This is a genomic window from Flavobacterium pokkalii (assembly GCF_014596575.1).
GTDB classification, from domain to species: Bacteria; Bacteroidota; Bacteroidia; order Flavobacteriales; family Flavobacteriaceae; genus Flavobacterium; species Flavobacterium pokkalii.
In genome coordinates, this window is the sequence record NZ_NASZ01000001.1 from 161003 (window position 1) to 184088 (window position 23086).

13 protein-coding genes are annotated in these 23086 nt (G+C 34.5%); 11 read left to right on the forward strand and 2 right to left on the reverse strand.

The genetic code is table 11. From position 1 onward, the window contains the following. Positions 1–42: 42 nt before the first annotated feature. Complete coding sequence (locus tag B6A10_RS00725) at positions 43–1449, reverse strand: ApeA N-terminal domain 1-containing protein (protein ID WP_188219319.1); 1407 nt, start codon at positions 1447–1449, stop codon at positions 43–45. A gap of 191 nt (positions 1450–1640) precedes the next feature. Here B6A10_RS00725 and B6A10_RS00730 point away from each other — a divergent pair, with 191 nt between their 5' ends. The 8 genes from B6A10_RS00730 to B6A10_RS00765 all read left to right on the forward strand — a co-directional run bounded on the left by B6A10_RS00730 (position 1641) and on the right by B6A10_RS00765 (position 15835). Beyond that, on the forward strand, positions 1641–3323 hold the full coding sequence (locus B6A10_RS00730; RefSeq protein ID WP_188219320.1) for a glycoside hydrolase family 28 protein: 1683 nt from the start codon (positions 1641–1643) through the stop codon (positions 3321–3323). Between the two features lie 122 nt (positions 3324–3445). Next, positions 3446–4633, forward strand: a complete 1188-nt coding sequence (gene pelA / locus B6A10_RS00735; RefSeq protein ID WP_238929345.1) for a pectate lyase — start codon at positions 3446–3448, stop codon at positions 4631–4633. Positions 4634–4773: 140 nt separating this feature from the next. Next, on the forward strand, positions 4774–6750 hold the full coding sequence (locus B6A10_RS00740; RefSeq protein WP_188219321.1) for a glycoside hydrolase family 97 protein: 1977 nt from the start codon (positions 4774–4776) through the stop codon (positions 6748–6750). A 166-nt stretch (positions 6751–6916) separates the two neighbouring features. Next, positions 6917–8008, forward strand: a complete 1092-nt coding sequence (locus tag B6A10_RS00745; protein ID WP_188219322.1) for a helix-turn-helix domain-containing protein — start codon at positions 6917–6919, stop codon at positions 8006–8008. Between the two features lie 250 nt (positions 8009–8258). Next, positions 8259–11117, forward strand: a complete 2859-nt coding sequence (locus tag B6A10_RS00750) for a TonB-dependent receptor (RefSeq protein WP_188219323.1) — start codon at positions 8259–8261, stop codon at positions 11115–11117. A gap of 91 nt (positions 11118–11208) precedes the next feature. Further along, entirely contained in the window at positions 11209–12018 is an 810-nt protein-coding gene (locus tag B6A10_RS00755; RefSeq protein ID WP_188219324.1) for a tyrosine-protein phosphatase, read from the forward strand. A 251-nt stretch (positions 12019–12269) separates the two neighbouring features. After that, the gene (locus tag B6A10_RS00760) at positions 12270–13898 is read left to right on the forward strand and encodes a S8 family peptidase (protein WP_188219325.1); all 1629 of its coding nucleotides are present in this window, start codon (positions 12270–12272) and stop codon (positions 13896–13898) included. Positions 13899–13960: 62 nt separating this feature from the next. Next, positions 13961–15835, forward strand: a complete 1875-nt coding sequence (locus B6A10_RS00765; protein ID WP_188219326.1) for a M1 family metallopeptidase — start codon at positions 13961–13963, stop codon at positions 15833–15835. 125 nt (positions 15836–15960) lie between these two features. On the opposite strand, the gene B6A10_RS00770 is transcribed toward B6A10_RS00765, so the two are convergent. Then, entirely contained in the window at positions 15961–16653 is a 693-nt protein-coding gene (locus B6A10_RS00770) for a hypothetical protein (RefSeq protein ID WP_188219327.1), read from the reverse strand. A gap of 170 nt (positions 16654–16823) precedes the next feature. Between B6A10_RS00770 and B6A10_RS00775 the strand changes: the two genes are divergently transcribed. The 3 genes from B6A10_RS00775 (at position 16824) to B6A10_RS00785 (ending at position 23081) form a co-directional block, all read left to right on the forward strand. Further along, positions 16824–17477 carry a hypothetical protein gene (locus tag B6A10_RS00775; RefSeq protein WP_238929346.1) on the forward strand — a complete coding sequence of 218 codons (654 nt, stop codon included), beginning with the start codon at positions 16824–16826 and terminating at the stop codon, positions 17475–17477. Further along, positions 17470–20844, forward strand: coding sequence for a transcription-repair coupling factor (gene mfd / locus B6A10_RS00780; protein ID WP_188219508.1), 3375 nt, complete (start codon positions 17470–17472; stop codon positions 20842–20844). Before B6A10_RS00775 ends, mfd begins: the two co-directional genes overlap by 8 nt. Positions 20845–20996: 152 nt before the next feature. Next, positions 20997–23081 (forward strand): response regulator, encoded by a 2085-nt coding sequence (locus B6A10_RS00785; RefSeq protein ID WP_188219329.1) that lies wholly within the window; start codon positions 20997–20999, stop codon positions 23079–23081. The last annotated feature ends 5 nt before the right edge of the window (positions 23082–23086 follow it).

The following is a 23086-nucleotide window of genomic DNA, read 5'->3' on the forward strand; positions in this document are numbered from 1 at the left end:
CCCTCTTTCTGGTTGTTAGGAAGAGGGGATTTTTGTTAGGTTTTATTCACTTGTTATGAGTTGAAATAATTGAAATTTCGCTTTTTTAAATAAAGACTCAATCAGCTCCTTTGGAAATCCAATTTCAAATAGAAAACCACTAACTAATAACATTTTTAACTTTTCTGATAATATCATTAATTCTCTTTCAGTGATTTTCTTTTTTTCTAAACTCTTTGAATAATGTGTATAATAATTTCTTAAATCTTTTACTTGTTTAATGAATTTATCCTTGTCTTTTATTGATTGTCTTATTATTGAATGATCATATTTTTCTAGTAATTCACTTAGGCGTTGATGAAGATTTAAATTATTACCAAAATTTAATTGCTCTTTTATCCACCAATGATATTCTGTGGGTGTTGTTTCGAGAATTGTTTTTTTCATTTTGCTATATTCTTCCTTTGGAATCTTTGTATGACTATACAATCTGGAATGTAAAGTTTCAGCCGATTGAGCTAAGTTTAGAAAGGTGTTTTCAGAAAATGTTGAACCTTTATAAAATTGATCAAAAAGTAAATTAAAAGCAGCATCAAGATTGTCGTATTTTTGATACCATAATTTTATAGCTTGTGGGAAAAAATCTTTTATTTGTGTATAGTTAAAAAGCATTTCAAAATGTCTTTTCTCTTTTAAATTTAATCGATTTTGTGTTGTATGATACAGTTCTATAGGTTTTCTAAACTTTCCTCGTTTTCCATAGTCATTTTGAATATTGTTATTGTATAAAATAATCGAATTAGGAGAACTGCTACGATATATTCCTAAAACTAAAAAATTTTTAAAGCGACTTAAAATTTTTAGTATATCTTCTAAACTTATTTCATTTTTAGAATCAATTTGTATTTCAGTAATTTGTGTTATATATTCATGTTTATTTGAATTAAAAGTTGGTCTTGTTGTAGAAAAAGTGAACTTTCCTTTATATCCAGAATGTAGGTCAAATTCAACATTTTGAGGAGTTTGATATTCTAGGCGGATTATTCCATCATATTTTTCGGAATGATTAAATCCTGTAATATTTACCCATTCATCAAGATTCTGTAATGAACTTTTAATGGAGTTAAATTTTAGTGAATTCTCATTCTCAAAATGATGACCTTTTAAAATGAAATTTGCATAATATTTTACACTTGGAGGTCCACTTTCTTGATTAATTTTAGTTTTACTGTTCCGTGAGAAACAGAAGCAGTCATATAAAGTTATAAGATCACTTTCTGTAGAAATTCCTAAAATAATTTGTGATTCATCTGAAGAATTCTGTTCGAAGAAAAAATATTCTTCTTCCAAACAACCAATTAGCTCTAGATTACCACCGTTAATTGGATCAAATGTTAAAGTACCTGGAATACGATTTTCTTTTTTTTCAGGTAAAAACCATAATCCTTTTATTTCGAATTTCGAATTCATGTTGAATTTTTTTAAATAAAAAGTTAATTTCCTACTAAGATACTATTATTTCATTAAGAAAGACAATACTTACTTTCGGAGGTTTGAAATAAATGGTTTAAATTAATTAAGGACTTTAATAAAATTTTAAATAAATTTACAGGACAATCGATTACATTTGTAATTATGACCTAAAAACCAATACAATAAAAATGAAAAAGAAACCATTTTATCCTTTGTTTGTGGCACTGACTTTTTTGATGACAAGTCACACAACTACTGTAGAAGCCCAAAGTGCGATGGCAACGAAAGATTTGTCGGAAATTAATACGTTGAAAAACCTTCAGATTAAAGAACCGGTGATTCCTAATCATTCCGTTAAACTGACTGACTTTGGAGCCGTGAGCGGCGGTCAGGTTTTGAATACCAAAGCCTTTGCCGATGCGATTGAGGCGCTGACTCAAAAAGGAGGAGGAAAGTTAATTATTCCGGCGGGAATTTGGCTAACGGGACCTATTATCCTGAAAAGTAATCTGGAATTACATGCCGAAAAAGGGGCGTTAATCAAATTTACGCCAGACAAAAGTTTGTATCCTTTGGTAGAAACCAGTTTTGAAGGATTGAATACCTGGCGTTGTATTTCGCCAATTTATGGTAAAAATTTAGAAAATATTGCCTTTACTGGAAGTGGAGTTTGGGATGGATCTGGAGAGGTTTGGAGACAGGTAAAAAGAAGTAAATTGACCGAAAATCAGTGGAAAAAATTTGTTGCTTCTGGTGGAGTGGTCAACGAATCAAAAACGAGCTGGTATCCATCGGAAGTTTTTATGAAAGCCTCTGAAGGTGCCGACCAAAATGTGCGTCCGGATTTGAAAACGAAAGAAGATTTTGAAAAAATTCATGATTTCCTGCGCCCAGTTTTGGTAAGTATTCAAAATTCTAAAAATGTTCTTTTTGACGGACCGGTGTTTCAAAATTCGCCAGCCTGGAATATCCATCCTTTGATGATTGAGAATTTAATTGTTCGCAATGTTACGGTTCGCAACCCTTGGTTTTCTCAAAATGGCGACGGACTGGACGTGGAATCCTGTAAAAATGTATTGGTAGAAAATTCCAGTTTTGACGTGGGTGATGATGCCATTTGTATCAAATCAGGAAAGGACAAAGACGGTCGCGATCGTGGTATTCCTTGTGAAAATGTTATTGTGAGAAATAATGTGGTTTATCACGGTCACGGAGGAGTTACAGTAGGTAGCGAAATGTCCGGCGGAGTGAAAAACCTGTATGTTACTAATTGTACGTTTATGGGAACCGATGTGGGATTGCGTTTTAAAAGTACGCGTGGTCGCGGCGGTGTGGTAGAAAATATCTACATTTCGGATATTAATATGACCGATATTCCTTCGCAGGCTATTTCTTTCGATTTGTATTACGGAGGAAAATCTATTGCTGAAACTTTGGCCGAAGGCGGAAATACAATTAGTAGCAAAGCGATGCCGGTTAACGAAGAAACGCCGCAGTTCAAAAATATCGTGATGAAAAACATCACCATTGATGGTGCTGCTCAGGCAGTATTTTTACAGGGATTACCGGAAATGAATCTTGAAAACATTTCTATTTCTAATTTACTGGTAAAAGCGGATAAAGGGGTTACAATCATTGACGGAAACGGAATCAAAATCAGCGATGCAAAATTTGATATTAAAGAAAGTAATGTATTTACGATTTATAATGTTAAAAACAGTGCTTTGAAAAATGTTGAGATCAACTCGACTTCTCCTAAAGCAATAACGATTAATGGTGCAGCCTGCCAAAATATTGATTTAACTTCTTCCAATTTATCTAAGAAAACATTCATTGGGGAAACAGTTCCTAAAAAAGCTGTGAAATTTTAAATAAGTTCAATCTCCGGTTTCCAGTTGCGATTCCGGAGATTTTTTTTCAAAATCAAAAGCGAGTTTTAAACCAAATTCCTTTTTGCTATTCTAAACCAAAAACCAACCCTGAAAAATTATAAATGATGACCCTCAAAAACAAAAAAAAATATCTTTTCCTGACCGCACTTCTTTGTTCGGGCGTTTTTGTAAACGCGCAATCAGATAAGAAAGAAGATATGATTACAACTAAGCCTTTTGGCGACAGCGAAAGACATTGGTACGGTATTAAAGACGAATCGAATTTGGTGAATGCTGTTCCTAATCAGCCGCGATATGAAGAATCCGATTATACTAAAATTGCCGACAATATGATGCTGTTTCAGCGTGCCAATGGCGGCTGGCCTAAAAATTACGATATGCGTGCAATTTTGACTCCGGAGCAGCAGGAAAAAGTAGCTTCGACCAAAAGTATTTTGCATACCACTTTTGACAACGAGACCACTTATACGCATATCTATTATTTGGCTCAGGTTTATACCGCCACCAAAATTGAGAAATATAAAGAGGCCTGCATCAAAGGAATTCAGTTTGTTTTGGATGCCCAATACGCCAATGGCGGCTGGCCACAGTATTTTCCTTTAGAAAAAGGTTATAGCCGTCACATTACTTTTAATGACGGCGCTTATATGGGAATTATGAATTTGCTGGATAAAATGATTAGCGGAAATACTAATTTTTCTTTTTTGGATGAAAATTTGAAAGCCAAAGTCAAAACAGCTTATGATAAGGGTTTGGATTGTATTTTGAATATGCAAATTAAAGACAAAGGACAGTTGATCGCCTGGTGTCAGCAACATGACGAAGAAACTCTGGCGCCGGCCTGGGCACGAAAATTTGAACCGCCAAGTATTTGCAATGGCGAAAGTGTGGATATTGTTTTGTTTTTGATGAAAATAAAAAATCCTGACGAACGCATTATTCAATCGATTCAAAGTGCTGTAAAATGGTTTGCCGATTCCAAAATTCTCAACACCAGAGTGGAATCTTTTGCAATTGAACCAACAGAGTCCAAGTATAAAAAAATCAAACGCGATGTTCGCGTGGTGGTCGATTCGGCTGCGGCACCTATCTGGACCCGTTATTACGAGTTAGGAACCCACCGACCGTTGTTTTGTGACCGCAACAGTGAGTTTTTATACTCCTTGGCTGAGGTGAGTTTAGAACGCCGCAGCGGTTATGCCTGGTACACCGGAAGTCCGCAAAAAGTCTTGGATAAATATCCGGCTTGGCAAAAAAAATATGCGCCAAATACGAATGTTTTAAATTAATTTCGAAATAAAAAAAAGACAGTGAAAGCTGTCTTTTTTTTATGCGGTAATTTTTAGTGTTAAAATAACACTTTATAATTAGGTTTTTAGTATTTAATCGGTATTTTTGAGAGCTACTAACTAAAAAAATAAAAAATTAAATGATTTTTCAAAATCCAAAACAACTTCGTTTTCTGAGTACTAAAGCGGCTTTGTGCTGTTTTTTTCTTTATTCATTTGCCATAAAGGCACAATCTGTTGTAACAAGTCCGGATGGAAAACTACAGGTAAAAATTGCTGAAAATAATGGTAAACCAACCTATAATGTGAGCTATAATGGGAAGCTTTTTTTAGAATCATCACCTTTAGGATTAAAAACTAATGTGGGTGATTTTAGTTCAGGATTAGTATTAGGCAATAAAGTAGTCCAAAATAAAATTGATGAAACCTATGAATTACCCAATATTAAACAAAGTAAGGTGCATTATGTGGCTAATGAAGCTGTATTTTCATTGACTAAAGACAATAATGCAGCAATTGATATTATTTTTAGAGTAAGTAACCATGATGTTGCTTTTAAATACAAAGTATATCCGCAAAAAGAAGCGCTTACCACTGTTGTAAAAGAGGAAGCTTCCGGGTTTTTATTTCCTGAAGGAACCACCAGTTTTCTATCGGCTCAAAGTAAAGCAATGGCAGGTTGGAAAAGAACGATGCCTAGTTATGAAATTCCCTATGTTGTTGATGCTGCTTTAGGTAAAAATGGTGATGGAGAAGGTTATACTTTTCCTTGTCTTTTCAAAGTTAAAAATGATGGCTGGGTTTTAATTTCAGAAACCGGGGTAGACAGTCAGTATTGCGCCAGCAGATTGATAGGGCATGAAAAAGGTTTATACAGTATTGGTTTTCCAATGGAAGGTGAGAATAACGGAAACGGAAGTTCGGCTCCTGGAATTCAATTACCGGGAGAAACGCCTTGGCGAACCATTACATTAGGAGAAACTTTGGCTCCAATTGTAGAAACGACAGTGCCATTTGATTTGGTGAAACCGCTTTATAAAGCTTCTCAAAAATACGAATATACTAAGGGAACCTGGAGTTGGATTATTGGTATGGAAAAAAGTATGAACTATGATGAGCAAAAGAGATATGTTGATTTTAGTGCTGATTTAGGTTATGAAACCCTCTTAGTTGATGCGCTTTGGGATACTCAGGTAGGTCGTGATAAAATTGAAGAATTAGCTAAGTATGCCGCCGGCAAAGGAGTTAGTTTCTATTTATGGTATAATTCTAATGGACATTGGAATGATGCGCCACAAACGCCAAGAGGAATGATGAATAATACGATTATCCGCCGTAAAGAAATGGCCTGGATGAAAAGTATTGGTGTCAAAGGAATCAAAGTTGATTTCTTTGGTGGTGACAAGCAGGAGACCATGAAGTTGTATGAAGAAATCTTGTATGATGCCAATGATTACGGTTTGATGGTAATTTTTCACGGAACCACTTTGCCTCGTGGTTGGGAAAGAATGTTTCCTAATTATGTTTCCAGTGAAGCCGTGTTAGCGAGTGAGAATCTTTATTTTGGTCAAAAATATTGTGATGCAGAAGCTTTTAACGCTACGTTACACACTTTTATCAGAAATACAGTGGGAAGTATGGATTTTGGAGGTAGCGCTTTGAACAAATTTTATAATGAAAATAATACGCCAAACAAAGGTTCGAAACGAATGACTTCGGATGTGTATGCTTTAGCAACGGCTGTGTTGTTTCAAAGTGGCGTGCAACATTTTGCTTTGGCACCAAATAATTTAACCGATGCTCCAAAATGGGCTATTGATTTTATGAAAGAAGTACCTACGACTTGGGATGAAGTTAAATTTATAGATGGTTATCCGGGAAAATACGCTGTTTTAGCCCGTCGTCATGGAGATAAATGGTATGTTGCAGGAATCAATGCTCAAAAAGAAACCTTAAAATTGAAAGTAAAATTACCGATGATTGCTGCCGGATCTGAATTAAATCAATACAGTGATGATGCACAATTAAATGGAAAAGTAACCAAAATAAAACTGAAAAAAAATCAAGAAATAGAAGTTAGCATTCCTTGTAACGGAGCGACATTGATTTTGAATTAATAAACACTTCAGATTTCTGAAAAAGCTTATAAGCAATGAGATTTTGACTCATTCTTATAAGCTTTTTTTATTGAAATTTTACAGTTAATAATGTATTCAGCAAAGCTTAATGATGACTTAACTATTTAATAATCGTCCAGGAATATATTTGTAGAAATTTTTTTATATGATTAATATTCTTTTTGTAGTTGCTTTTCAGTCCTTTATCCTGATGTCTTTACTGTTTTTGAATAAAAAAGACAAGAAGGAAGATTACTATTTAATGAGTTTTTTTGGAATTATTTTTTTACATATTGTTTTCAAAATGAGCTTGTCCTACTTTTTTAATGATTTAATTTTTGATAAAGTCCATGCCTGTTTTTCATTACTGTATGGGCCAATATTGTATTTTTTCTATGCTTCGGTTAACGGAATTTCATTAAACAGTAAAAAGATTATTTTTCACAGTATTCCTTTTGTGTTTTCTTCTATCATTAATTTGCTGATGATGATTCATTTGTTGTTTTTTGAAGAAAATGATCAATGGGTAAGCTATTATGATATTTTTTCGATGGTTCTTTTTGTTCCGTCTTTACTTTTTTATTCTTTGTTTTGTTTAAAAAAGACCGGTTTTTTAATTCATTTTAACCGTGAAACGAGTAGTTGTTTAAGGAAGAAAATGATTCAGTTGTTGAGTTATTTGCTGCTTTTTTCGAGCTCTTTGGTCATTTTAGGGTTGTTTTTTACAGTGGTTCATATTCAAAATCCGTTGAATTTAAGGTATTTGTACTATGCTGTTTTGTTGCTTACCATGATTGTGACTTTAAATTATCGAATAAAACTGGCGTATAAATTTCAGGTTGTTGAAAAAGAAGTTCCTCTTTTGGAAAAATCAAAAGAGAAATATAAAAATTACGATTTGAATGCCGACGAAATGGATACCATTGTGGCTAAGATTAATCAGTTGTTTCAATCGCAAAAAGTGTTTCTCAATCCCGATTTTAGTTTGGAGATGCTTGCTAAGGAAATTAATGTTCCTAAAATCAAAATCACTCAGGCAATCAATATCAAATTAGACAGTAATTTTTACAATTATCTAAATTACTATCGAATTGAAGAATCCAAACGACTTATCGAAATATCCCAAAAATCAAATTTAACCGATATTAGTTTTGAAAGTGGTTTTAAAAACAAATCTACTTTTTATAAAAATTTCAAATTGCTCAACGGAATCACTCCAAAAGAATATCAGAAAAATATCCAATTGGATTTTGCTTAAAAAAGGCTTCTGATTGAGATGATTTAGTTGTTTAAAATCCTTCAAATACATTTAAAAAAGAATCTAAATCTCTTTTTTACAATTAGTTAATACAAAGTTAACTTTTGTTAAAGTGTTTATTTTGAACTGTTTAAAAATATTTTTTACTAAAATTATTGTCTCTAAATTTAAATACGGTACGTCTAAATTTAAAAGGACAAGTTGTTCGAACTTCCCAAATACATTTGCCGAAAAAATTAAAAAATTAAAAATGAAAAAGCAATTATTGTTATTTGGGATGATTTTGTTTGGGCTTAATTTTTATGCGCAAAGTCGTTCTTCCATAGTAGGTAAAATATCGGATGACAAAGGATATTTGCCCGGAGTAAATGTGGTAATTCTTGAGGGAAATAATGGAGTGACTACAGATTTAGATGGTTCTTTTCAGCTGACGAATTTGGTTAGCGAAAAAATAAAATTGGCTATTAGCTATTTAGGTTATAAAGGAATTACGAAGGAATTGAAATTAGAACCCGGAATTAATAATTTGGGAACAATTACCATGACCGAAGATGAAGGTGTGCTGAGTGAAGTTATTATTAAAGGATTTACAGCGCCTTCGCAAATTAAAGCCTTAAGTATTAAAAAGAAGTCCTTTGCTATTATGGATGTTTTGGCGGCTGATGCGGTAGGTAAATTACCGGATCGTAATGCTGCCGAAGCGGTTCAAAGAATGCCGGGTGCGAGTGTGAACAGATACCATGGTGAGGCAAATTCAGTGAGTGTTCGAGGAACACCTTTTGGTTGGAATTCTGTTTTGTATAACGGAAATCGTTTGCCAAGTGCCTCTGCCGGAGGAACACGAAACACCTTGTTGGATGCTATTCCTACCGAAATGATTCAATATATTCAATTGTCAAAAGCTATTACGCCGGATATTGAAGGAGATGCCATCGGAGGTTCTATCGATTTTATTTCGCGTACAGCGCAAAGTAAAGATATGCTGAATGTTAGTTTAGGTGCCGGTTACAATGAACGTGCCGGGAAATCGACTTATAATGGTTCGGTTGTTTTTGGAAAAAGATTTTTTGATAAAAAACTGGGCGTTGTATTGGCGGCTTCTATTTGGGACAGAGCTTTTTCTACCGATGAAATGGTAGTGGATTATAATATCAATGCCACGAATGTGGATCAACGTTATGCGATTAATAGCGTGAATGCCAAAAGGTATTTTGGTTCAAGGAAAACAACGGCTTTCAGCGGAACAATTGATTACGAATTGAATGCCAGCAATAAATTTTTCGGAAAATTCCTGATCGACAAATTTGATGATGTTCGTCCGGTAAATGAATCTTTTTATGATTTTGCCAAAAAAAGATACGTGTATAGTTACCGTTATTCGTATTATGAAACCAGTTTAAATGCTTTTGAAATAGGCGGAAGTCATTTGATAGATTCCAAATTAAAATTTGACTGGTCGGTTTCACACAATGAGATGGAGTATGTTTTAAATACGCCGCCAAACATGCCTTCGGACAAAAGAGGTTTGCCAATAGCACAATTTACACAAAAGTTAGTTGGAGATTTTGGAAACAGAGCGACTGATGGTTTGGTTTACAATTTATTCGATTCTCCGGATGCTAACGGATTGGATTTGTTTAATATTGACCCAAAGTTGACTAATTCTAATGATTATTTGGATCCAAGTCGTTTGCAATTGACACAATTGGTGATTTATCAGTTGAACAATTATGATAAAGACAACATGGGACAATTTAATTTTACGTATAATTCCGATTCAAATTTTACGATAAAAACCGGAGCTAAAGCGAAGTTTAAAGATTATTCCGGTATGATGACGCCGTTGGCTTATTTGCCTGGAGCATCATTAGGAATTCCAAATTCGCCGGCTTTGAAAACTTTAAGTGATTTTCAAACAGAAGCTTATCCTAACCGTTCTACTTTTTTCAAAGAAATTGGAGGTTCGCTTTCGCCGCTTATTGTTAATCCGCTTACTAAAAATGCTTTGTTTGACATTTTTTCTCCAAGTTTCTTAGCCGATAATGGTTTTGGAGATTATTCGTCAAAATCAAATCCTACTACGCAATTTGATGCCAGCGAAGATGTTTTTAGCAGCTATTTGATGGGAACGTATAAGTTGACAGACAAAACGACTCTTATTGGTGGCGTAAGAAACGAATATACCATTTTGAAAGTTAAGAGTTCTAAGTATGATGCAGGAACAAAAACGGTAACTCCGGTTGAAAATACAAATACTTACAATGCCTTTTTGCCAATGTTCCACGTAAAATATGCGGCGAATGACAACATGAATATTAGAGCGGCTTATACCCGAACTTATACCCGACCTAATTTTGGCGATTTGAGTCCGGGAGAAACCTACGATGCGACTTCGGCAGGTTTGGTTAGAGTTACTAAAGGAAATCCGGATTTGTTGCCTACTTTTTCTAATAATTTTGATCTTATGGGAGAGTATTTCCTGAATGATATCGGGTTGATTACCGCAGGTGTTTTTTACAAAGATTTATCCAATTATATCTTCAAAGATTTATCGGTTCAAAACATGAATGGTGTTGATTATTTGACTACGCAGCCTAAAAACGTGAAAAATGCAACTTTGTATGGTGCCGAATTTGGAATTACCAAACGTTTTACGGAGTGGAAAAATTTCTTTGGAGGTTTCGGAGTGGATGTAAATGCTACTTTAATCAAATCGAATTTGGAAGTAAACCGATTTGATACTAATGGAAATGTAGTTGCTGTTGACAAAACGACTTTGCCTAACCAGTCAGGATTGTTGTTTAATGCGGCTATTTTCTACGAGAAATATGGTTTTATGTTCAAAATTGCCGGAAACTACCGAGGAAAATCGGTTGAAACTATTAATCAAAATTTAGGACCTGATTATTATGTTTCGGCCAGAAGCAATTTTACGGTAGATTTCTCTGCAGATTATTCGATAAGTGATAAACTAAAAGTGTTTATGAATGTTCGTAATTTAACGAATGAGCCTTTCCAACAGTATTTAGGATCTAACAAAAACCGATACACCAGCAGTGAATGGTCGGCTATTAATGGTCAATTGGGACTTAAATATCAAATTTTCTAATCTAATAACTACTAATTATTATTCCTGAATGCCGAAATCAAAATTGGGTTTCGGTTCAGGAAACCATTGTCAAATTTTAAATAAAATAAAAATGAAAAAGAATTTATTTTGCATGTCGCTTTTCGCTTTAGTCTCAGGTTTTCAAATGAATGCACAACAAAAGTTGTTATTTCAGGACAGTCCTAATTTTAGAACTTTTTCGGGAGTTGTGAATGCGGAAGGCAAAAAAATCAAGCCGGTTATTTACCGTTCAGGAAGTTTTTCAAATCTGAATGAAGAAGAAAAAAAAGCCTTTAGAGATTTACACATTAATACCATTGTCGATTTTAGAAATGATTATGAAATAGCCAGAGAGCCGGATTATGTGCCTGCAGAAAATCATATTACGGTAAAAAATGCGCCAATAGGTAATGTGGGTGTAAAATCGATGCAGGGATTTATGAAAGCGATGGCAAAACCTGATTTTGGTGAAAAACAAGCCGATTCTTTGATGATTGAAGCTAATAAAACTTTTGTGGCAAATATCACTGATTTCAAACCTTTTTTTGAGAGTTTGAAAGAAGATAAATCGGTAGTGTTGTTTCATTGTTCGGCAGGAAAGGATCGCACCGGATTTGCAGCTTCAATGTTTTTACACATTTTAGATGTGCCTCGTGAGGAGATTTTTAATGATTATTTAAAATCAAATGAGGCGATTCAGTATATCGATGAACAAAAATTAGCAGGGTACGGAATTCCGACTGATAAAATGAAATTGTTGATGGGAGTAAAAGCCTCGTATTTAAACGCTGCCTGGAATGAAGTAGAAGCTAAATATGGTTCGGTAGATAATATGTTGTTAAAAGAATTTGGAATAGATGCTCAAGCAAAGCAATTAATTAAGGACAAATACCTGAATTAATTTAGAAAGATTTAGGTCTTTGTTTTTTTTATTTTTTTTGAAGAAGGCTGTTTCGTTTTAGAAACAGTCTTTTTTTGTTGGGGTTGATTTTCATTTTTTCAGTATATTCATAATTCGTCAATGAGAAGATTGAAATAGATGAAATTTTCAAATGCGAAGAATTCATAATTTAATGTTAACCGAAAGTTATTTGGTTAACAAAAAAACATACTTTTGGTATATTTGTAAAATATATAATAATAGAGTAGTCAATGAATAATATAAAAATTAGTGGTCTTTCACTTATTTCTGCGTTGGTATTGGCAGGATGTGGTGCACAAAAAAATCTGCCCAATTATAGCGCTTTCACTGCAATAACAGCTCCTGTAGATGTTACTAAAAATAAGGAGTTAACAGAAACGCAATTAAAACGTTGGGGGCATTTAGATATCGTAAAAGATACCATTCCCGGTATGAGTGTTGACAGAGCTTATACTGAATTGTTGAAAAACAGAAAAGGACAAAAAGTTATTGTTGGAATTGTTGATTCGGGAGTAGATATTGAGCATGAAGATTTGAAATCAGTGGTATGGTCTAATCCAAAAGAAATTCCAAACAATGGTATTGATGATGATAAAAACGGTTTTGTAGATGATGTTTACGGATGGAATTTTCTGGGTGATATCGTTAAAGAGCATTTGGAATACGAAAGAATTCTAAAAGACAAAAGTTTAGTTGATGAGGTGACTTATCAGGAGGCTAAAAAAGTATACGATAAAAAAATATCAGATGCCGAAAATCAACAAAAATATTATTCTAAATTGATTGTCAGTCTTGATAACGCAGATAATGTAATTAAAAAGCAGTTAGGCAAAGAGGTTTATTCAGCAGAAGAAATAAAAGCACTGGAATCGAAAGATACTTTGGTTCAAAAAAGTAAAACTATTTTACAAAGAATGTTTTCATACGGAATGCCAATTGCCGATTTGAAAGCAGAAATTCAAAAACAAATCGATGCTCAAAACGAATTGTTGAATGACAAAGAGAATCTTGATATTGATTACAGAAAAGTTCTGGGTGACAAACCAAACGATATTACGGATACGCATTATGGAAATAATAACGTGATAGGCCCTGATAAAGAAGAAGCTCTTCATGGAACTCACGTAGCCGGAATTGTTGCTCAAATGAGAAATAACAACATTGGTGGTGACGGAATTGCTGATAATGTTGCAATTCTTACCGTTCGTGCCGTGCCTGATGGCGATGAGTATGATAAAGATATCGCTTTAGCTATTCGATATGCGGTAGATAATGGAGCGAAAGTAATTAATGGAAGTTTTGGAAAATCATTTTCACCACATAAAAACTGGGTTTTTGATGCTATTAAATACGCTGCTGAAAAAGATGTTTTAATTGTACATGCAGCAGGGAATGATGCTAAAAATATAGATTTTTATGATAATTTTCCTAATGATTCCGAAGATAAAAAAACGGAGATTTCAGATAATCTAATTACAGTTGGAGCATTAAATTTTGAATATGATGAAAATCTTCCGGCTCGTTTTTCAAATATTGGAAAAATCAATGTGGACGTATTTGCTCCTGGTGTGAAAATTTATGCTACGGTTCCAAATAATAAATATAGATTTTTACAGGGAACTTCGATGGCAGCACCAAATGTGGCAGGAGTTGCGGCTTTAATCCGTTCGTATTATCCAAAACTGACAGCTTCCCAGGTAAAACATATTTTGATGGATTCCGGAGTTGCTATAAACAAAGATGTGGTTGTAGGGGGGAATCCAAATGATGTTCGTCCGTTTAAAGAATTGTCAAAAACAGGAAGAATAGTAAATGCTTACAATGCGATTTTAATGGCTAATGAAATGTCAAAAAAATAAAACTATAATATAGTAACCAAATGGAAGGACACATCATCCTTCCATTTTTTATTTATAATCAAATGAAACAAATCTTTTTTTTAGCACTACTTTTTTCGAATGCATTTGCTGTAATGGGGCAAAACGCTTCTTATTGGCAACAGGCTGTAGATTATAAAATGGAAGTTTCTGTCGATGCGGAACATTTTCAATACAAAGGAAAACAGGAATTGGTTTATACCAACAATTCTTCGGATACCTTAAAGAAAGTGTATTATCATTTGTATCCCAATGCTTTTCAGCCGGGAAGTGAAATGGCCGAAAGAGCCGATTATATTCCAGATCCTGATGCCCGAATGGTGAAAAAAATCAAAGATGGAGACAAGGAAATTAAAGAAAACCGAATTCAAAATTTAAAACCTAACGAAATTGGTTATCTGAAAATTTCTAATTTCAAACAGGACGGTGTTACTGCTACTACAAGAACTGTTGGGACTATTCTGGAAGTGATTTTGGCAAAACCCATTTTACCTCATACCCAAACTACTTTTACGCTGAATTTTGACGGACAGCTTCCGGTGCAAATTCGTCGTTCCGGTCGAAATAATGCCGAAGGAATCGCATTCTCCATGTCGCAATGGTATCCTAAAATTGCCGAATTTGATTTTGAAGGTTGGCATGCTGATCCATATATTGCCCGTGAATTTCATGGCGTTTGGGGAAATTTTGATGTAAAAATTACCATTGATAAGGATTATGTTTTAGGAGGTTCCGGCTATTTGCAAAATCCAAACGAAATAGGTCATGGCTATCAGGATGCCGGTGTTGAGGTGAAATATCCAAAGAAAACCAAAAAACTAACTTGGCATTTCGTAGCGCCTATGGTGCATGATTTTACCTGGGCTGCCGATAAGGAATATTTGCATGATGTAGTCAAAGGACCTAATAATGTGGATTTACATTTTTTATACAAAAACAATCCTAAGATTATAGACAACTGGAAAAAATTACAGCCGTTAATGGTTAAGGTGATGGATTTTTACAATAAAATGATTGGCGATTATCCATACAAACAATATTCCTTTATTCAGGGCGGTGATGGCGGAATGGAATACGCTATGTGTACTTTGATTTTAGGAAATGGAACTCTGGAAGGCATTTTTGGAACGGCAACCCATGAATTAGGGCATAACTGGTTCCAGCATGTTTTGGCTTCGAATGAATCCAAACATCCTTGGATGGACGAAGGTTTTACCACTTATGTAGAAGATTTGGCCGTAAATGAAATCACAGGAAAAAAGGCAGCGAATCCTTTTGAAGGGAATTATAAAGTATACTATTCGCTGGTAAATTCCGGCAAAGAACAGCCGCTAACCACACATGGTGACCGTTATGATTTTAACCGTTCGTATAGTATTGCGTCTTATGTCAAAGGAAGTATTTTTCTTTCTCAATTGGGTTATTTAATTGGTCAGGACAAATTGGCAGAAACTATAAAAAGATATTATCAGGATTTCAAATTTAAACATCCTACCCCTAATGATATCAAACGTACTGCCGAACGTGTTTCGGGAGCAGAACTCGATTGGTATTTAACCGATTGGACACAAACGACTAATACCATTGACTACGGAATTACCGCTGTTACTGAAAATGGAGCAAATACGCTAGTGAGTTTAGAACGAATGGGTCGCATGCCGATGCCTATTGACTTACAAGTTGAATATACTGATGGAACTGTAGAAAGTTTTTACATTCCGTTGCGAATGCTATTTTTTGAAAAAGAAAATCCTAATCCGGCAATTAAAAGAACCGTTTTGAATGACTGGCCTTGGGCAAACCCAAAATACGAATTAACTATTTCAAAACCTAAAAGCGCTATCAAAAAAATTACCATTGACCCAAGCGGTTTAATGGCGGATGTAAAACAACAGAATAATACTTATGAAGTGAAGTAGTTTTTATTTCTTCCTTAAGATAGAACCCCGACAGTTTTTTTAAAACTGTCGGGGTTGTTTCTTATAGGCATAGGAAAATGTCTGCCTAACGATTGCTTAGAGATATGAGCAATCGGGATTTGTTTTTACAATTCTAATACCTTTTTAGTTTTACCATCATAACTAATAATAGTTCCATCTTCCATTCTTGTATTAATTGACGGATATTTTCTGCTTTTTATGAATTTATTTCCTGAATACAAAAAATGTCCTCCTAAAATAAAGTAGTTAGCACATTCTTTGTAAAACAATATTTCATCAATATATGATCTTGGAATATTTTCATTTATCATTGACCTCAAATTAAAATATAATTCATCAATTTCATCTACCATATTTAATTGAGTCGTCCTGTTTTGTGATATATAATAACGGTTCTGATATAGAATGTTAATGTTATTGAGTAAATTAATGTTGTTATTCAATAATTTATTTAGGTTTTCAGAAGTACTATCTAATAGACCTTGAACACTATGATTTCCATTTATTCTTCGAAACAAACTAGATATAGTTTTACAAAACTCTTGTGTATTATTTAAGTTTCTTTCTAATGTAGTATATTCTTTTTGTTTTAAATATACTTGAAAATCAATTTCGTCCTGTACAACAATGATTTTAACCAACTGTTCTATGCTTAACCAAAGTAAATTTCCTGCGGAATCTAACATCCATTGTTCCCATAATATTCTACCACCAACATAATTATTATCGCTTTTACTTAAATATGCACTCAAATGAAATAACCAATTATTTTTTACAAAGTCTCTAGTAGCATTCATTTTTATTTCGTTTATTTTCTAATCATAGTGCGAACATCTTGTTCGTGTTCATTAAATTTCTAAACAAATCTAATAAAAAAGTTCTTACATTCCTCCGTTGTTATTCTTTACTTAAAGAAGTGTACGAAATAGCATTTACTTTGTAACTTTGCGGTTCAATGAAAAATAAGATGAATAACAAACTATTATATGTTTTTGGTTTGCTGATTTTATTGGCTTCCTGTAATCAGGAAAACAATCAAATGAGGTTAGCTGAAAATGCCAAAGACGCTAAGAAGAAAAAAGTTATTTTTGAAAATATTCAAAAAGGCTGGGATTTTTATGACGAACCCATCAATGAGGCTACCGAAGAAACCATAAAAACATGGAATGAATTGCGTTTGTTCATGCAGGAATTACATCAAAAACCTAAAAAGACTATTGGCGCTTTTCAGCAAAAATCGGATGCTATTGCTAAAAAAGCCATAGCTTTGAGTAACAACATCCCTGAAATGTTCAATAAACCGCAAATCAAAAGCCGTATTCAGGTTTTGATTACTAAGGTGCGATTGATGGATATGTACATTCATCTGGATAATATTCCTGATAAAAAAGTGGTGCAATTAGTGGGCGAAGTCAATAAAGAGTTGGCTACTTTGCAACGTCAGATTGATATTTTGACCGAGAAAAGTAAAATTCCGGTGGAAGAAGGAGAAGATGAAATGAGACGCATGTTATTGGATTCGGCGAGAGCCATTCCTAATACACCGATGATGCCTAATCCGTCTGTTCTTCCGGCCGGCACGAGAGCAATTATTAACCCTAATGATGCCCGAGTTGAGTAAGAAAGCCTTATACACTATTTACGATTCATCGCCTAAAATTCAACAAATTTCGGCTGCTTTACAGCAAAAAAATCAGGCTAAATTACAGCTTAGCGGTTTGCTGGGTTCGGCGGTTTCATTTGTGCTTCGTTCGGTTTTCAAGAAAGCCGAATTGCCTTTTTTGCTGATTTTAAACGATAAGGAAGAAGCAGCTTATTACTTGAACGATTTGGAGCAAATGTTGGGTGAGGAAGATGTGTTATTCTATCCCAGTTCGTATCGTCGTCCCTACCAGATTGAAGAGACTGACAATGCTAATGTGTTGCTACGTGCCGAGGTTTTAAACCGCATTAATTCCCGCAAAAAACCAGCGGTAATTGTGAGTTATCCGGAAGCACTTTTTGAAAAAGTCGTAACTCGTAGGGATTTGGATAAAAATACTTTAAAAGTACATGTTGGCGATAAAATTTCGATTGATTTTATCAATGAAGTTTTATTCGAATATGAATTCAAAAGAGTGGATTTTATTACTGAACCGGGAGAGTTTTCTGTTCGTGGCGGAATCGTCGATGTCTTTTCGTTTTCCAATGATAATCCGTACCGAATAGAGTTTTTTGGTAACGAAGTGGATAGTATTCGAACTTTTGATGTAGCTACGCAGTTGTCGATTGAGCAACAAAAGAAAATTACAATTATTCCCAATGTAGAAAACAAATTGTTTCAGGAAAACCGCGAAAGTTTTCTGGATTATATTTCGGAACAAACCGTACTTTTTATTCAAAATACGGAAGATGTTTTGGCGCAATTAGACAAGCAATTTGCCCGCGCCGAAGAAGCTTTTGAGAAGTTATCCAAAGATATTAAGCATGCCACTCCGGAACAATTGTTTTTGGATCAAAAGGCCTTTATAAAACGTGCTTTGGATTTTTCAATTGTGGAATTGAACTCAAAAGCGATTTTCAAAACTACTAAAAAATTTGAGTTTCATATTCAGCCACAGCCATCGTTCAACAAACAATTTGATTTGTTGTTGAATAATTTGAGCGAAAATCATTTCAACGGTTTTAAAAATTATTTGTTTTGTTCGAATGATTCTCAGGCCAAACGTTTTCATGATATTTTTGAAACATTAGATGAGGCCAATTCCGAGAATATCCGCAAGCAATACAATACCATCGTTTTGCCTTTGTATGAGGGATTCGTGGACGAAGAAAATCAAATTTGCTGTTATACCGACCATCAGATTTTTGAACGTTATCATAAATTCAGTATCAAAAACGGCTATTCGAAGAAACAGAATATTACGCTTAAAGAACTGACTTCGCTTTCGGTAGGCGATTATGTAACGCATATTGACCACGGAATTGGGAAGTTTGGCGGTTTGCAAAAAATCCAGGTTGAAGGTAAAACTCAGGAAACCATTAAGCTCGTTTATGCCGATAATGACATTGTGTATGTGAGTATTCATTCGTTGCATAAAATTTCAAAATACAACGGCAAAGACGGAACGCCTCCAAAAATCTACAAATTAGGTTCGAATGCCTGGAAGGTTTTGAAACAAAAAACCAAAGCCAGAGTCAAACATATTGCGTTCAATTTGATTCAGTTGTATGCTAAAAGGCGTTTGGAAAAAGGCTACCAATATGCTCCGGACAGTTATTTGCAAAACGAATTAGAAAGTTCCTTTATTTATGAAGATACTCCGGACCAAATTAAATCCACAGCAGAAGTCAAAGCCGATATGGAAAGCGATCGTCCGATGGATCGTTTGGTCTGTGGTGATGTAGGTTTCGGAAAAACCGAAGTTGCCATTCGTGCTGCTTTTAAAGCGGTGGACAATAGCAAGCAAGTGGCGGTTTTAGTGCCTACGACTATTTTGGCGTACCAGCATTTCCGTACTTTTTCAGAGCGATTAAAAGACATGCCGGTTAAAATTGGATATCTGAACCGTTTTAGAACGGCGAAACAAAAAGCAGAAACCTTAAAAGATTTAGCCGAAGGCAAACTGGATATTGTGATTGGAACCCATCAATTGGTCAACAAAAATGTTGTTTTCAAAGACTTAGGTTTGCTGATTGTGGATGAAGAGCAAAAATTTGGTGTCAACGTAAAAGACAAACTCAAAACTATTGCTGCCAATGTAGATACGCTGACTTTGACAGCCACGCCAATCCCGAGAACTTTACAGTTTTCGTTAATGGCGGCTCGAGACTTATCCGTTATTACAACGCCTCCGCCCAACCGTTATCCTATTGAAACCAATGTAGTAGGTTTTAATGAAGAAGTGATTCGTGATGCGATTTCGTATGAGATTCAACGAAATGGTCAGGTGTATTTTATCAATAACCGCATTGAAAATATCAAGGAAGTAGCCGGAATGATTCAGCGTTTGGTGCCAAATGCTAAAGTAGGAATTGGTCATGGACAAATGGATGGGAAAAAGCTTGAAGAATTGATGTTGGCATTTATGAACGGAGAATTTGATGTTCTGGTAGCCACAACCATTATCGAAAGCGGTTTGGATGTACCCAATGCAAACACCATTTTTATCAATAATGCCAATAATTTCGGTCTGTCTGATTTGCATCAAATGCGTGGTCGAGTAGGTCGAAGCAATAAAAAAGCCTTCTGTTATTTCATCTGTCCGCCTTATTCGTCAATGACTGAGGAAGCCAGAAAACGTATTCAGGCTTTGGAGCAGTTTAGCGAACTGGGAAGCGGATTTAATATTGCGATGAAGGATTTGGAAATTCGTGGTGCGGGAGATTTATTGGGTGGAGAACAATCTGGTTTCATTAACGAAATAGGTTTTGATACCTATCAAAAAATCATGAATGAGGCTATTGAAGAATTGAAAGAGAACGAATTTAAGGATTTGTATCCGGCTGAAAATGATATTGAAACTAAGGAATATGTAAAAGATTTACAAATTGATACCGATTTTGAATTGCTGTTCTCGGATGAATACATCAATAATATTTCGGAGCGAATGAATTTGTATAACGAATTGGCCACGATTAAAAACGAGGAAGAATTGCAGGTTTTCCAAAATAAATTAATTGATCGTTTTGGTCCGTTACCTCCAAGAGCCAATGCTTTAATGAACAGCATCCGCATCAAATGGGTAGCGACGCATGTAGGAATTGAAAAGCTGGTAATGAAACAAGGCAAAATGATTGGTTATTTTGTTTCCGATCAACAATCGGATTTTTATCAATCCAATCGTTTTCATAAGGTGTTGCAATTTGTTCAAAAACAACCTACACTTTGTAAAATGAAAGAAAAACAAACCGCTAACGGTTTACGTTTGTTATTGACTTTTGACAATGTAAAATCGACCAGAAGAGCTTTGGAATTGATGGAGCTATTGGGAGGGAAAGAAGGCTAAGTAAGTTTTTTGTCAAAATAATTGTAGTTCATCGGTTTTCTTAATGTTTTTTAATTTTTTATGGCATTTTTATATACTTTAGTGTAAAAAAGAATAATTTGTAAAAAGCCGTAAGGCTTTTTTATGATTTTAGCCGATTTGTACTAAGATTTATGACCATTAAAAAAACGTCCCCAAAAATATTTTTTTTAATTGTTTCCTCCAGTGTGGTTTTCTTAATGCTCTATGCTGTTTTGTTGTATTATATCAATAAAACGGAGAAAGATGCTTATCGAAATTCGGTCGAATTGTTCGAAAGTAAAATCAATCAGCTGTTATTATTAGAGTCTAAACCTATTTTAACCGCGCTGAAAAATGATACCAATTGGGATGAGTTTGTCGATTTTACCATTACAAAAAATCAATCCTGGTATGATGAAACCATTAGTAATGAATTGGAAATTTACGGTGCCGATTATTTAGGGGTTTACGATAAAAATAAGAAATTCATAACCCGTACACCTACACCTGTAATTAAAACGGTCGATTTTATACCCAAACAGGCTATGGAAGTTTTAGATAAGAAAGGTGTAGCAAAGTTTTATATAAAAATCCCTGAAGGTATTGTTGAAGTTACCGGAGCAACGATTCACCCTTCTGATGATCCTTTTAAAAAGAAGACTAAAGTTTCCGGTTATTTTTTTGCAGTACGTTTAATCAATTCGAAATTTCTTATAAATTTAGAGAAAATCACTTCTTCAAACATTAAAATTATTGGAGATAATGAAGCTGTTGCTGAACAGCGACACATGGTAAGTTCTGTATTTCCATTGAAAAATTCCAGAGGTAAACTGATAGGAAGATTGCTTTTCGAAAGAAAATTTGATGTTTATTTTGAAAACACCACCCGGATTTTATATGTAATTATTGCGGTGTTTTTATTGTATTTAGGGGTCAGTATTTACTACACCCGAAAACTGGTTTACCGCCCGTTGTTTTTGGTTCGGAAAGCATTACAAAAAGGAAGTAAAAGCGCGATAGCCGAATTGAAAAAATCCAGCGGAGAGTTCAGTTATATTGGTAATTTGTTTGAAGAAAATAACAATCAGAAAATAGATTTGATAAAAGCCAAGATAAAAGCCGAAGAAGGCGATTTGCTGAAAGCTTCCTTTTTGGCTAATTTATCCCATGAGATTCGGACTCCAATGAATGCCATTAACGGTTTTACCGAATTGATTTTGAATACAGAACTCAATGAAAAAGAGCGAATCGAATATTTGAATGTTATTCAGCAAAACGGAAAAAATCTGGTTTCCATTATCGATGATTTGATTGAAATGTCTAAGATTGATGCCAATCAGATTGCGCCTAATTTTACCGAAATTAATCTGGAATCCTGTATTGACGAACTTTATAAAACCATTAAAGTTACCATTCCGCCAAGCAAACCTTTGAAATTTAAACTGATTAAGAGCAGCATTCCGGCTGCTAATAATATCGTAACGGACGAAATTAAGCTAAAACAGGTCATCATCAATTTGCTTACTAATGCCATTAAATATACCGATGAGGGAATGGTGCGGTTTAAATATGAAATTGATGAGTTACAAAATCTGATTCATTTTGCCATTCAGGATACAGGTTTGGGAATTGAAGAAGGGCAGCATCAGCATGTTTTTGATCGTTTTAAGCGGGTCGAAAACGACAAATCAATAATAGTGGGAGGTTTAGGTTTGGGACTTTCTATTTCAAAAGCTTATATCGAAATTTTAGGCGGAAGCATTCGACTAGAGTCAAAAATAGGGGAAGGTTCCAGTTTTTATTTTTCAATTCCGTTGAAATATGCCAAGGATGAGCCTGTTGAGGTGAAATCTATCAGGGAAAAAGAATTGACCAAATCAGAAAATAAAGTGATTTTGATTGCGGAAGATGATAATATCAATTTTTTACTTTTTCAAAAAATGATGAAAGACAAGGCTTATCAAATTATCCGTGCGGTCAACGGACAGGAGGCGGTAGATATTTGTTCTCATAATGCTGCGATTGATTTGGTTTTGATGGATATCAAAATGCCGGTTTTGAACGGTTTTGAAGCCATAGAACAGATTAGGGTTTTCCGGCCACAACTGCCTGTAATTGCTCAAACGGCTTATTCTTCTTCCGAAGATAAGGTTAAAATAGAGCAGGCAGGATTTGATGATTACATTACCAAACCTTTGAGCAGAGAACGTTTGTTTGAATTAATGGATAAGTATTGATTTAG